Annotated in this window: 12 protein-coding genes; 9 read left to right on the forward strand and 3 right to left on the reverse strand. The window is 63.0% G+C overall.

The annotated features are described in order from the left end of the window. Positions 1 to 596 precede the first annotated feature (596 nt). The 3 genes from OXU32_00695 to OXU32_00705 form a co-directional block, all read right to left on the reverse strand. Entirely contained in the window at positions 597 to 764 is a 168-nt protein-coding gene (locus OXU32_00695) for a hypothetical protein (protein MDE0072488.1), read from the reverse strand. A gap of 213 nt (positions 765 to 977) precedes the next feature. Then, positions 978 to 2,558 carry a DNA methyltransferase gene (locus tag OXU32_00700; protein ID MDE0072489.1) on the reverse strand — a complete coding sequence of 527 codons (1,581 nt, stop codon included), beginning with the start codon at positions 2,556 to 2,558 and terminating at the stop codon, positions 978 to 980. Between the two features lie 48 nt (positions 2,559 to 2,606). Beyond that, the gene (locus OXU32_00705) at positions 2,607 to 3,539 is read right to left on the reverse strand and encodes an IS1595 family transposase (GenBank protein ID MDE0072490.1); all 933 of its coding nucleotides are present in this window, start codon (positions 3,537 to 3,539) and stop codon (positions 2,607 to 2,609) included. A 324-nt stretch (positions 3,540 to 3,863) separates the two neighbouring features. Here OXU32_00705 and OXU32_00710 point away from each other — a divergent pair, with 324 nt between their 5' ends. The 9 genes from OXU32_00710 to OXU32_00750 all read left to right on the forward strand — a co-directional run bounded on the left by OXU32_00710 (position 3,864) and on the right by OXU32_00750 (position 13,631). Further along, the gene (locus OXU32_00710; GenBank protein MDE0072491.1) at positions 3,864 to 4,109 is read left to right on the forward strand and encodes a plasmid stabilization protein; all 246 of its coding nucleotides are present in this window, start codon (positions 3,864 to 3,866) and stop codon (positions 4,107 to 4,109) included. Between the two features lie 8 nt (positions 4,110 to 4,117). Beyond that, the gene (locus OXU32_00715) at positions 4,118 to 4,549 is read left to right on the forward strand and encodes a type II toxin-antitoxin system VapC family toxin (GenBank protein MDE0072492.1); all 432 of its coding nucleotides are present in this window, start codon (positions 4,118 to 4,120) and stop codon (positions 4,547 to 4,549) included. Between the two features lie 34 nt (positions 4,550 to 4,583). Continuing rightward, entirely contained in the window at positions 4,584 to 5,489 is a 906-nt protein-coding gene (locus OXU32_00720) for a hypothetical protein (protein MDE0072493.1), read from the forward strand. A 251-nt stretch (positions 5,490 to 5,740) separates the two neighbouring features. Next, positions 5,741 to 7,381, forward strand: coding sequence for an RNA-directed DNA polymerase (locus OXU32_00725; protein MDE0072494.1), 1,641 nt, complete (start codon positions 5,741 to 5,743; stop codon positions 7,379 to 7,381). Positions 7,382 to 7,829: 448 nt separating this feature from the next. After that, on the forward strand, positions 7,830 to 8,132 hold the full coding sequence (locus OXU32_00730; GenBank protein ID MDE0072495.1) for a transposase: 303 nt from the start codon (positions 7,830 to 7,832) through the stop codon (positions 8,130 to 8,132). A 901-nt stretch (positions 8,133 to 9,033) separates the two neighbouring features. After that, positions 9,034 to 9,225 (forward strand): hypothetical protein, encoded by a 192-nt coding sequence (locus OXU32_00735; protein ID MDE0072496.1) that lies wholly within the window; start codon positions 9,034 to 9,036, stop codon positions 9,223 to 9,225. A 1,403-nt stretch (positions 9,226 to 10,628) separates the two neighbouring features. Beyond that, positions 10,629 to 11,384, forward strand: coding sequence for a hypothetical protein (locus OXU32_00740; protein ID MDE0072497.1), 756 nt, complete (start codon positions 10,629 to 10,631; stop codon positions 11,382 to 11,384). After that, positions 11,315 to 11,938, forward strand: a complete 624-nt coding sequence (locus OXU32_00745) for a sigma-70 family RNA polymerase sigma factor (protein MDE0072498.1) — start codon at positions 11,315 to 11,317, stop codon at positions 11,936 to 11,938. Before OXU32_00740 ends, OXU32_00745 begins: the two co-directional genes overlap by 70 nt. A 19-nt stretch (positions 11,939 to 11,957) precedes the next feature. Beyond that, positions 11,958 to 13,631, forward strand: a complete 1,674-nt coding sequence (locus OXU32_00750; GenBank protein MDE0072499.1) for a hypothetical protein — start codon at positions 11,958 to 11,960, stop codon at positions 13,629 to 13,631. Positions 13,632 to 13,648 lie beyond the last annotated feature (17 nt).

Here is a 13,648-nt window from a genome sequence, read left to right on the forward strand (position 1 = left end):
CATCTTGGCACATCGCGATGCCGTCGGGAGGGGGCGACCACTCCATCGTACTTGTACATACCGTGCGGAGTACGCGAGCCGCGTATCTCGGCAAGAAGTCTACTAAGTTCAATCAGGACTGCACGATCTGCCGTTCTTGCCGTGAGGCCGTGATCAGATCTGTCGTGCCCAAGTAGCGGAAAAATCGGGTCAAACGGCGGACATTTGTCAGACCGTTGACGCTGGGTCGTCATCGGGGATCCTAGTGCGACGGCGTCAAGGGAGAGGTGCCCTCCACTCGCGAGGGCTGTCCGATACCAGACAGTCTTCGGCGTCGACGTCCGAGAATCGTCGAAGCCACCCGGAGGTCGACAGCCCGTTCGGCCAACGCCGTGACATCTTGGCGCACCGGTTGATCGGCCGGCACATTGGCAACTCGAACAGGGGGGCGGATCTAGGCGGCGTACCGCTAGGAGAACATCGACCAGCTCACGGGCCAACCCCTCGGCCAACTGGGGATGGGGCTTCTCGGTCTCCATCGTGGGGCTCATGTGCGCGGGCTTACCTCCGATGGCCGATTCTGCAGTGGGAATTATAGCGAATGGTGCCCAAACCGCTCACCCGTCCGAGCGGGCTTCGCGGGATTTCCGGCTCTTCATATAGTCCCATTCCTCGCGGTTCCGGGCCGGGTCGCGGAGGAAGGCTTTCGCCAGTTGCTCCGGCGTCGCGTCAATGCGCGGAAAGTGCTCGTTGCGGGTCGGTGAATCATCGCGCTTGTCGGTCATCAGAACGTCGTCTCCGGTTTGCGTGTGTAGGTGGAAGGTCTTTGCCGCCGAGGAGTATCATCGCGCCGTCTATGTCGCCAGCCCGCCAGCGCTTGGCGGCTTCAATGGAGCGGAGCCGTTGGCGACACGCTTCGGGGCTGTTGTCGTCACGCGAGTCGCGGGACTCGCCCGTCTTCGGATCGACGATCAGCACGTCCTCATGCCAGTTGCCCATCAGAACAGGGTTCCTTGCTCCGGCGGCTTGCCGGAATAGGGGTCTGCCATGATCGGCATGGGCGGGAGGCGTTCGTCGAAGTAGTCGGAGATTGGCCAAAGGTGTGTGCGCCGGTACGGATAGCCCGCGACCCGGATGCGGCCCGTGTTCGCGACCGCTTTCTTCGCGGCCTTCGTCTGAACGGGCTCCAGCGTCACGAAATAGCCGAGCGCGCCCTTGTCGCGCTCCGTCACGCCGATGAAGTCGCGGAGCGCCGACAGGCTGAACTTGCCGCCCTTCACCTGTGCGAGCGCGAGCCGCGACGGGTGATCGTCTGGCTTGTGCGCAAGCGTGGCGCGACCGTCAACGCCACCGTCCGCCACCTGCTTCGTGTTGGGCGCGAACCCCGGAAGCCGCGTAACGGCCCACGACTCGAAGTTGAACGGCTGTTCCCGCGCCAGCTTGATCGCGGACGCGAGATCGTACGGGATGCCCTTCACCGGGATCGTCTTGTCTTTCAGACGCTTCCCCCGGATCAGGTCGATGGCAAACGACGATATGTCGATACCGGCCCAGCGACGGCCCAGGCGGTTGGCGGCATCTATCGCCGTCCCGCAGCCGCAGAACGGGTCTAGGATAACGTCACCGGGGTTGCTGCTAGCCTGAATGATCCGTTTCAACAGGGCCACGGGTTTTTGCGTCGGATAGCCGAGATACTCACTTCCCCGAGCAATAGGGCCAATATCCGCGACCACGTCCTGAATCTGAACGCCGGGAGCTTCGCTGAGATAGCGTTTCTGGCGCGGCGTTTTCCCTTTCGGTGGCCAGTAAATCAACCCTGCGGCATCCAGTGCATCCAACTTCTGCTGTACGGACAGCGTGCTTGGGTCGTGGTCCTCCAGAACGTTTGCCAATGCTCCCGCAGGAACAGCCCAATGACGACCGGCTTGTGTCGGGTTCACATCCCGCCACGGTTGACCGGATGCCCCGTTTCGGGTTCCGGCCCCTGTCAGCGACACCAGTTGGTATCGTCCCTTCTTGTCTCGAAGGCGGTAGTACTTTGCGACATAGCTGGGATCATAAGCCTGATGAACTCGGTTCCACTGGTATGCATCGGATGCCGAGTAGAAAAGCAGGATATCATGAATTGGCCCCCAACGCCGAGCCCCGCCGTGAGAGTAGGTCCGCTTCCAGACGATTTCGTTGCGGAAGTTGCCCGGCCCGAAGATGGCGTCCATGACGAGTTTGAGCCCGTGGGACGCCGTCGGGTCGCAATGCAGGTAGATGCTCCCGGTTGGCTTCAGGAGCCGGTGGCATTCCTCCAGACGCTCCGCCATGTACGTCAGATAGGCGAGCATCCCGGACGGCCCCAGCATCCGGTGGAGCCCCATGATCGCGTTGTGGGCGCGTCGCCCGATGGCGGACTCGTAGCGGTCCAGCCGGTCGGCTGCGTCGCTGTCCCACGTCCACGTATCGGAGAACGCCCGGAACTGCGCGTCCCCGGCCCCGTTCGCGGAGTAGAGGACGTTGTAGTCCGTCTTCGAGTTGAACGGCGGATCGAGATAGATCAGGTCCACGCACCGATCATCCCAGCGGCGCATCCAGTCGAGGCAGTCCCCGTAGTACAGGGTGTTGGGCTGGAGTCCCATTCAGGCCACCAGATCGGCCTTGCGGAGCCGCCTGCCCTCCAGACCCCGCACGATGGCGCGCATCTGCGCGAGCGTGTCGAGGGGGCGGATGTTGTGGCGTCCCGCAAACTCGTTCACGTACCGCTGGAGATGCTTCTCCGACATGCGATGGTAGACGCCCGTGTAGCCCCGCTTGAGCATCGCCCAAAACGACTCCATCCCGTTGATGTGCGCCTGCCCCCGGACGAACTCGCCAACCGAGTGCTTCACCTTCTCCTGCTTCCTGCCCTTGTACGTGCTCGCGCCGTCCGTGTAGACCTTCGCATCGGGATCGGCGTGCTTCTCCACGAACTCCGTCACGGTCGCCTTGTCGGTGTTCTCGATCACGCGGGCCGCGACCTTGTTGCTGTCCCGGTCCTTCGCCCCGATCACGGGAACCTTGCCGCCTGTGCCGCCACCGACGTTCAGCTTCTTGGACTTGTGCTTGTTGCCCTCCAGACCACCGAAAAACGCCTCGTCAACCTCGACCGGACCGGCAAACAACCCGCCCTGGCGCGCCCACGCCTCGCGAAGACGGTGTGCCATGTGCCATGCCGAGCTTTGCGCGATCCCGAGATCGCGGTGCAGCTTCATGCTCGACACGCCCTTCAGCGAAGTCGTCATCAGGTAGATGGCGATGGCCCACTTCTGGAGCGGAATGTTGGAATCCTGCATCGCCGTCCCGATACGGACGCTGAACCGCTTCCGGCAGCCCCGGCACCGATACGGCATCGTCGGATGCTTCGCGCCGGTCTGGACGTTGGTGTCTCCGCAATGCGGGCAAGCGGGCTCGTCACCCCAACGGCAATCCGCGAGCCATGCTTCCGCCGTCGCATCGTCCGGGAACTTGCGGAACGCCTCGATCAGCGAGAGCCCCTTTCGGTAGCTCTTTCCGGGTCCCGTCTTGCTTGCCATGTCCTTGCCCCGTCGCGGGTTGCGTTCACTTCTCACACTAGAAGTATAATACCCACGGGCCGGAAATGCAATAGGTTTTGGGCACCATTCGCTATAATTCCCTCTGCAGTCATCGTCTGCGGAATCGCCCTACCGTGAACGTGATGCGCGGCAATCGTCTAGGTTTATCGAGACTGTACGATCTGCCATTCTTGCCGTTAGATCATGTCTGGATCCACCGTACCGACAGAGCAGCAATCTGCGCGCAGGCGTTCGATGTTCTTGATTGCACTGCAATCATGCGGTAGCTTCTTCGCACGTTCCGCACCCGAGGAGGCACGGCCAATGGCGAGTATCACGATCCGCAACCTAGACGACGACGTTAAGACGCGCCTTCGCGTACGCGCCGCCGAGCATCACCGATCGATGGAGGAAGAAGCTCGCCTCATCCTGCGCGACGCCGTGAGTGGCCATAGCTCTGGTCCCCGGAATCTCGCGACGTTCACGCGACAGTGCTTCGCGTCTCTAGGCGGGATTCAGCTTGAACTTCCCGCGCGCGGGCCGATGCGCGAGCCTCCAGATTTCTCCTGAGCGGCTTCATGTTCGTCATAGATACGAACGTCGCGTCCGAACTCATGCGCCCCGACCCGACGGCGGCCGTAGTGGCATGGATCGGTGAGCACGATGCGCAGGACATGTACCTCACGGCCGTGAACGAAGCGGAACTCCTCTACGGCGTCGCGATCATGCCGACCGGCAAGCGGCGGAACGCGCTGGAGGCCGCGATGACAAGCTGGCTGGATCTCGGCTTCAGAGGACGGATCCTTCCGTTCGACAGTGCCGCGGCTCGAGCCTACGCGGAGATCGCTGCCGAGCGTCGTCGCGCGGGCCGGCCAATCGGCGAGGCCGACTGCCAGATCGCCGCGATATCCCGCTCACGCGGCGCCACTCTGGTCACTCGCAATGTGCGAGACTTCGAGGGTATGGGCCTGAATGTGATCGATCCTTGGTCGGGGGTCGGTCCGAGTTGAACTACGGCCATGCTAAACACAGAGGTACTGCAAAGTGAGCGAACTCGCCGCACTGTTGGAGTCGATCGCACCGCTTCTCTGGCCGCTTCTCGCCCTCTTCGTTGTCCTTAGGTTCGCGAAAGACATTTCCGGACTGCTCAGCAGGATCAAGAAGGCCTCAATACTTGGCGGCGCATTCGAGCTACATCCCGACTCCCGGGAGCTGCAGGAAGTCGCCGATCTAGCCGTTGACGAGGCCGTGGCTCTTCCCCCTACTACTACTACATCTCACACCCGAGAATACCCGCGGACTGTGACGACACCGCGGCCAACCCCCGACGCAGTCGAGAGCGTACTCGAAACGGCCGCCGTATCGCCCACGGCTGGCCTGCTTCTACTAGCCAGGGAAATCGAAAAGGAGGGACGCGACCTCTTGGCGAGTGTTGGAGACTGGAAGCAAAGGGTACCCCCGTCATTCCTCCGCGTAATAGCCCGGCTTGACCAACACTACGGTCTACCGAAACATATCACAAGTGGCCTCAGCTTGTTCCACAGAACTAGAAACAGGCTCATCCATGGCGGACGTGCAGATGACCGGGAGATTCTAAGCGTTCTTGACTCTGGAGTATCTCTATACCGAGCGCTCAGATCGCTTCCGCGAGAGCGGCATTGGGTGCAGGAGGTCGAAGTACCAATCTATTCCGACGAGCAGTGCCTACATGAGATCCCTGGCGCCAAGGGGGTCATCATCAAGACGGAATCACCGGGCGACCAAACCGCCGAACGTCGCATCTTCCCGTCAACTAGGACTAATTTCAAGAAGGGAGCACGAGTGTCCTGGGAGTGGAATCTCGACAAGGCTTGGCCCGACGCATGGTATCGCCATCCAGATTCCGACGAGGTCAAGCGGGCGTGGGAGTCCTCCGGTGAATTCGTCGGACGTCACTTCGAAGATCCGTAAACGTGTGGGCCGCTGGGAGTTGGGCAACAACCGTGGTCGGCGAACGGTGCACGCTAACCCGATGATTGGGAAGTGTCGTGAGCATCGCCGAAACCTTGGGGGTCACATGGGCCTGTGCAAGAGACACGCGCCGGGACACCCCCCTCGTTCGAAGATATATGAGATCAGAGTTTTGCTGAGGGCGTGGCCGGGATCCCGTCCTATGGGGGGCGGGGACTCTTGTCGTCCACCTTGCGAGAGGAAATGAGACCATGATGAAGACCGAGTACCTCGGTCGAGAGGACTACGAGGACGAGCACGCCACCCATTGCCCCGAGTGCTTTGAATCCGCAGGAATGATGAGCGAGATCGAGGAGATCTCATTGCAAGACCCCGAAGGTTATTACGGCACGATATTGAAGTGCCCCCGCTGCGACTGGCAGGCTCTTGCTGACGAAGATCAGTCCCACCGGAGCCCTTCCCTTCCTGACCAACAATACGCTCATCAGGCTCTTCTCCAGAGCGATTACCTACCTGGTCGGTCACGGGACGAACTGCCGCCTTGCTTCTCAAGCAAACTCCTAACTCCACAGGTTGCTGATGTCCTGCTTCGCAAGACTCCAGTCCGTATCAGTGGCTCCATCTCCTATCGACTTACCCGGCATGCCAACAGCACTCGGCTCCTCATGATACCGCACCCAGAGCCTTACGCCCGTTTATGCAGCGCGATCACTGAGTCATGGGATGAGATCATGAGCTTGATTGATGAGAATGTAGACAGCCGAATCGTGCCGAGAGTGTCCACAGACGACAACCTGGTTTCATGGGGCTCATACAATGCGGATGAAACACAGTCTCGGGTAATCATCCAGCGACACCCTCCTTCCCAACGTCGCGCTGCCGCTGAACGTCTGGATCTAGCCATCGGGAAACGGTATCTGGTCAAGGCCGACATCGCGGCGTTCTTCCCCTCTGTGTATACGCACGCGATTCCTTGGGCCGTACACGGAAAAGAATTCGCCAAGAAAAAGGAAAACTGGGGTGACGAGCACTACGGCAACCTACTTGACAAACGCTCACGCGCAATGCAACGTGGCGAAACTCTCGGGATCCCAATAGGGCCCGGAACGTCGCACATTCTCTCCGAACTACTGCTCGACCCCGTAGATGCTGGCCTACGAGACAAGGGGTACACCTTTATTCGATTCGTTGACGACTACCAATGCTACTGTACCTCCAAGCGCGAGGCCGATGCTTTCGTCGTCGACTTGGAAAACCATCTAGCCGAATATGGCCTCCAACTCAACTCCAGTAAGACCAGCATTACCATGCTTCCGGCCACGACAGATGATCCGTGGGTGATACAGTTACGGACCCAACTGTCAGAAGTGGACCTATCCCATCCATCCTCATTGGGAAACCTTTTTGATCTTGCCATCAACCTTCAGACAAAGTGGCGCAACGAGAACGTTGTCAAATACGCCGCACGAACACTCGCCCGCAACGTCGAAACCGGCGAATCGTTGCAGCGATGTGCACGACACGTCTTGGAAATCGCCTTCCACTATCCGTCAGTAATGCCCATTCTGGCTGATGTCATTCAACAAGATCGCTCCGCGGTGCAGGTTGCAGAGATCGAACATCTGCTGCAACGGCACTTGGAGGAGCGTGCACCATCGGATGCCATATGCTGGACTCTGTTTATTTGGAGACAATTGACGAGTGGCCTTGGCACATTGCCGTCTGACCAGATGGATGGCGTCATTGGCATGCGCGATTGCATGGCGATCGCTACTCTCTGGGCAATTGGGCAAGCCAAGAATCGGGTAATCGACTTCGTAAGACATCTCGGGCCCGAGGAGCGTTTTGGATCCCGCTGGCGCGCTCACGCCAGCTTCAAGCGGGATCACTGAGGGCTTCGGAATCCAAGGAATCCACCCGCAGAATCGCCCCCGGACTGTCCAATGGAAGTAAGACCACCGTACTCGGCGAGGACAAGAGAAGTCGTCCCTACAGCAGGTTCTCCAGCGCTCCCACTCGCTCGCGCCTAGCATGATTGACATGCATCGGAATCAGCACGGAGGACTCCTAATTGGGTTCATCGCCCGTCGGGCCGGAGACCTCGTCCAGAGTGAACGTCCGCGCGTAAGGTGTCTCCGACTCGACTTCGCCGCCGTGTACAACGTTGTCTCCCGTAATCCGGTATTCCGTTTCACCATCCGTAACCAGTTTGATGTTCCCGATCGTCTTGCCAGAGAAGCTGGTTTCCCCGGTACTGGACTCCCCCGCCCTCCCTGAGGTGGTCCCGGTTTTTGGACAGGTCGTTAAGGTGGATTCCGGTATCAAACGGGAGGCACCGAGATGGCCAGGAAGAGACGACGATTCACGGCGGAGTTCAAGGGCCGGGTGGCGCTGGAGGCGCTGCGGGAGCGCGACAGCGTGCAGGCGATCGCCGCGCGGCACGAGCTTCATCCCAACCAGGTGAGCGCCTGGAAGCGGCAGTTGCTGGACGCCGTGCCGGAGGTGTTCGCCCGGGACGGGAGGCGCAAGCGCGCCAAGGAGCATGAGGCGAAGATCCACGACCTGCACGCGAAGATCGGAGAGCTTACGGTCGAGCGGGATGGAGCGCTGAGCCTGTCGAGGCAGTGCGTCTGCTGGGCGTGAGCCGGTCGTCGCTGTACTACCGGCCGAAGGGCGAGAGCGCGGAGAACCTGGCGCTGATGCGGCGCATGGACGGGCTTCACATGGACTATCCGTTCTACGGGAGCCGGCAGATGATGCGGCACCTGCGCCGGGAAGGCGTCATCGTGGGCCGGCACCGGATCCGGCGGCTCATGCGGCTGATGGGGGTGGAGGCGACCTACCGGCGGCCGCGGACGAGCGCGGCGAACCCTAGGCGCTCCGGCTCCCCCAGGGTGGGGCCGATCACATCCATCATGAAGTGGTTTGGTCATGGTTCTCTTCTTCGGGGAGGTTGCGTAAATTGGCCTGATGCCCGCCTGTCCGGGGGATGGCCCGCCACAAGGTGTAGGAACATTACTCGCCTCGCATCAGGCATGCCAGTTCCGAATTCGGAGCTCCCGGACTCCAGACTCGGTGCGAGGCCGCCTTCCGTCTCATACGCGGTTCGCCTCGTCCGGGCTTCGGCGGAACGGACGTCCAAGCCGCCGACCTAGCCGGTCCCGGCGAGCCGGATCATGCTTCTGGGGACGACCGCACCACAGCCTACGCCTTCGCCCACCGCACGCTGGTCCGATTCGAGCACCACGGCCTCGGGAGGCTCGACAGGGACTGGTGAAACGGTTCATCGAGAGGGCCCTCCGAACCCGTCACGAAGGTGGTCCGTCTGGTTCGAGGTCGGATCGACCTAAAGGAGGCCACTACCGCAGGCGCTTGATCCATTACGGCCAAACCGACGACGACCGTCGGTCCGCCCGCGAACCGTACGGGGCGGGTGCCTCGGGGATGCTTGGCGAGGCGGCCACCGTCGCTGCCGGTCTTGTGGCAGTCAGGGGTTTCTGCGAGAATAGCGCAACAACTTCTACCTGCATGACGAGGGAGCTCGATGAGCACAGACACTGTCGCAGTGATCGTGACGATCTTGCTGGCCGTGGGAGCCGCCTATGCGGCGCTTTCTCGCCGAATTGATAATGGCCTCGCCCGACTCGGGGAGCGGCTCGCCCATGTGGAGGGGATCATCCAAGGCTGGCTGAATCCGCTTCCACCGAAGGTGCGTGACCAGGAGGAGGCAGACTGATGGCACGAGAACGACCGGACACGTGGTGCTATGTGATCAAAAAACATGGCAGGATCGTTCATGTGGGGATCACGACCGGCCCGGCCCGGCGTGAACGGGAGCACCAGCGGACCTTCGGCGATAATGTCCGGATGGAGCTTATCGGAACGGGTCCGTACGCTCACAGTGTTGCGAAAGCTTGGGAGGACGAACAGCGGCGTCTGGGGTACCCGACCGGCCCTTGAAGACCTATGAAGGCACGGCTTGAACCCCGATTTCGGCAAGACCCGATCGGGGGGGCGGTTGCCGTATTGAAAGCGGGGCTGTAACCCAGCGTCGGATGCGGACGGGCTCGGCGGCGTTTCCCGCAGCGACTTGGCGGCGGTCTGCGGGGTGGACGACGCGGGAGTCGCCGTGGGAGCAGGGGTGGAGATGGCGTTGCCAGGTAGTTCCGGTGTGAGTGTTGGCATGGAGGGAATCTGCTACCGGGGCCTGAAGGAGCAGTCGGGCAACGAACAGACGAGGTTCGTGACGTTCCAAGCAGGCTTCGTCCTCCCGCTCGGCCGATGACTGTCGCGTACCTGCACGTCCCAAACGGCAACCCTGTCGATGAGCCACGCCCGCCTCGACGGCGGCGAAGAAAGGTGTACGAAGCGTGGGGACGGGCGAGGTCGGGGCACGGCCATGCAGCACCTCTCGGGGACGGCTTCGCTCGGCATCGGGGCCGTGGTCGACTTCTTGACTACGGGCAGAAGACCTGAGAGCACGCCGAGTCTTGACTTCCACGACACGGAGGTGATCGCGGTCACCGAGACACCGGTTCCGGGGTTGGCCGTCCACCGGCCCGGGCTTGGCGTCTTGCGCATGCCGGGGACGGCCACCGACATTTCCGACACAGAGCCATTGCAGGGTGCCTTCCAGCTAGGAATCGTTGGTCTGGGAGCGGCCGGAAGGGCTGGGCGTAGCGGTGAGCAAACGCGCCTGCCCCCGAACCCGTAGCAGGCCCTCGGACTGCCGGGTCGCTTGTCTCTTCCATTCTTGGAAATACCCGCTTGATTTGCAGGACCGGGTCACATGGGGATAGCCCGGTCTGCTGGATAAGCAGGAAGGCCAGTGCGAATCGCCCCCCTGTCGTTTGACGCTCCGATGCGGCATGGGCAGGAGTGCCGAATGCGGCTGCGAACGCGCCCGGGCCATGCCGGCCGACGGCGATGGCGAGCGCCGCCCAAGCCGGCTTGCGGGCGAGCAACATCCCCCACGATATCGCGTCACGGCCCCAACCAAGGCCGGTTCCGGAGGAGACGGGCTCAGTGGTTACCCGGGGCATCTCGCAACGGATCCCGCCGATGCTGCATCCCCTTTGTAGAACGACCGCGTTCGGCGCGAGCCGCATCGGGCAAGATCACTGCGCCACGGGGGTGCATATGACCGAGACCAGGTCCCATCCGCAGCCGGAATCCGGTTTCCCCAGGCGAATCGCGATCTGGGTTGTCGTCCTTCTGGCCGTGTACCTCGCGTATTCGGCGACCCACTTCTGGGGGCGTCCGGATGCGGTGCCTGACTTCTTCGCGCTGGTGGTCAGGCGTCTCCCTCTCATCGTTGTCCAGATCCTCCCCGCTGCGGTGTTTGCCGCCGCCCTGGGTGGATGCGGCATCTTCGGTTCTGCGGGTACGGCCGCGCGTCTCTGGATTCTCCTGGCAACGTTGGCCCTGGCGGCATACGCCCTGCCGGCGCTTGTGTGGCCCGCCTTCGCGCATTGGACCGGCGCCGACTGGCCGCTTCCCGCCGCCCTGCTCGATTCCGTAAGATCCGCCCGAGCCGCTGCGGAGGCGGCGACGGGCAACGAGGCCGCGAGGCACTTGCGTGGAGCGGCGAACGATCTCGCGACGCTGATCGTGCCGATTGCGAACGCGGCGTTCGTCCTGCTCGCCACCGTGCTCGGTGATCTGGCCGGAAGATTGACTGGCGGACTGTCCACCTGGACCCGCTACGCCACGCGCTGGCTCACAGGCGGAGTACTGTTCGTGGCGTTCTGGATTCCCGTGGCCGTGGCCGACGAACTGGTCCAATATTACGCGGCCTGGGGAGGTCTGCTGTTCGTCCTCCCGCTGTGTGTGCCGTCCATTGCGGCAGGGATCCTGTTCGCCTTCGTCCGCCCGGACCGCGAGCCCCGCCGTTGACCCCGCGCGATGGCGGCACCGGCTTCGACCGGGAGCGATTTCATGCGGGAGACCGGGCGCTGTTTCGCGACCTGGTCCGCGAGACGTCCCCGCGCATGCTGCGGCTGATCCGTGGCTATGCCCGGGATGACGACCACGCGGCCGATCTGTTGCAACTCTGCTGGGTCCGCATCTACCGCAAGCGTGCGCGCTTCGCCGGTACCGGATCCTTTCTCGGGTGGGCGCTGACGGTGTGCAGGAATGTCTGCCGGACGGAGGCACGCAAACGTCGGTACGGACGCCTGGTCCGCCTTGACGACCACGGCGATCTCCCCGACCACACACCCGATCCGGCCGACCAGTTGAACCGCCAGGAGCGGGCGGCCGCGCTGTACCGGGCGCTCGAGCGGCTCAGGGAGCGCGAGCGGGACGCGATCCTGCTGCGCATCCTCGAAGGCCGGAGCACTGCCGAGGTGGCGCGGATGCTGGCCGTGAAGGAGGTGTCAGTCCGCTCGCTGATCCATCGGGGCCTGAAGAAGCTGCGCCAGATGGACCGGCTCGGCGTCGAGACCTGATAACCAAAGGAGAACCCCCATGCTGAAGAAGATGCGAACGCTGTCCGGTCGGCGCGGTGCCGGGCGGGTCGATGTGGACGCTCAGACGACCGACCGTCTCGTCTCGGCCGCCGTGGAGGGCGAGGCAGCACCGACTGCGACGTCGGCGGATGGAACGGTTGATGCGGAGGTGGCCGAGACGCTGCGCCTGATCGTCTCGATCCGGCAGGTCGGCGCCTCCGACACGCCGCTCCCAGAGCCCAGCGTGGACGCGATCATGGGCACCTTGGAGCGCGAGGCGCGAGGCGTTCCCCGACAGCGTCCGTGGCGGGAGGGCCTGGGCATGGTCTCGGGCTTCGTGGCCTGCACTTTGACGCTCGGATCCGGCTTGCTCCTCATGGGCGGAACCAGCTACCTCGGACCTCCCGATTCAGTCGCGACACCGGTTCTGGCTGCCGCGGTCGCGTCTCTCGCAGCCCTGGCAAGTGTGCTCGTTCACAGTCAACGGCGGCTACTGCAGCCAATCCTGCCGCTGCTGATGCTCGTGACGCTCGGCATTGGCGCGTGCGCCCCAACGCTCCCGGACACATCGACGGCCGAGGTCGAGATCGACCCTTCCGCGCTCACGACCTTCCGGGAAGGCGAGGAGTTGTGGGGGGTGCGCGACATCATCGAGTCCGGCGAGGTGATCTGGGTGCTCACCGGAGCCGCACCCTTTCTGCGGGCGTACGATCGCTCCGGCCGGATGCTCGCCGACTTCGGCAGCTCGGGCCAGGGGCCGGGGGAACTCCGCAACCCCTGGATCCTGTCCGCGGCGACGTCCGCCGGCGAGGTGGTCGCGTGGGATCTCGCCACCCGCAGGCGCTCGGTGTTCGATGCAACGGGCAACTTCGTGAGTTCGACGCCCACAGCCATCGCCCGGGAATCCGTTCGCGCCAGTATCAGGAGCGTGACCTTCGGCGATCCGTTTCGAGTCGTCGAGGACAACTCCGGATTCTGGATGGCCAGCTATCCCGATGGGATCAGCCGGGGTGACGACTTCTGGGGAGGCAGAATCGTGCGGTACGCGCACGGTGATGCCGAGCCGGTCGTGGTCGTGGACTTCAGCGTCGACCTTCCCGGAGCCGCGAGCCGCGTTCCGGCCATGGGTCTTGGCCCGGTGCCGCTCTGGGACGGGTGTGCCGATGGGGTCGCCGCCGTGCTCGACCCGGTCGACCGGAGCCTTCATCTCTACCGCCCCAGCGGCACGAAGGACAGGCAGATCGCGCTTCCGTGGACCGGGCGTCCGCTGTCGTACGAGGAGCGATTGGGCTATGTCCGCGCGATGATGCGTCACGAGATGCAAGGAGCGAACGTCGCCGCCGACGAGATCGAACGCGCCGCGACGGACCTGCTCGCGCGTGCGGGCGACCACCTGGCCGCGGAAGCCCCGCTCGGGATCGATCTGCGCTGTGCCCCGGGACGGATCTGGATTCGGGAGTTCGATGGTTCGTCCCATCCTCTCGGATACGGCAGGACCTGGATGACGGTTACCCTTGACGATGCCGCCCCACGGTTCCAGAAGGCCGTCTTTCCCGATGGGTTCACACCCTATCGCCTGACGGACTCGGTCGCGATCGGCGTGGTGACGGACTCCGAGGAGCTACAGCGTGTTGCGGTCGTGCGCTTGGCCACCGTTCCATCGGAGCCAATACCCACTTTGGCAGGTCGTTGAGGAGCGGTGATCCGCAC

This window comes from Gammaproteobacteria bacterium, assembly GCA_028819075.1.
In the GTDB taxonomy this organism is placed as follows: Bacteria; Gemmatimonadota; Gemmatimonadetes; order Longimicrobiales; family Gaopeijiaceae; genus BD2-11.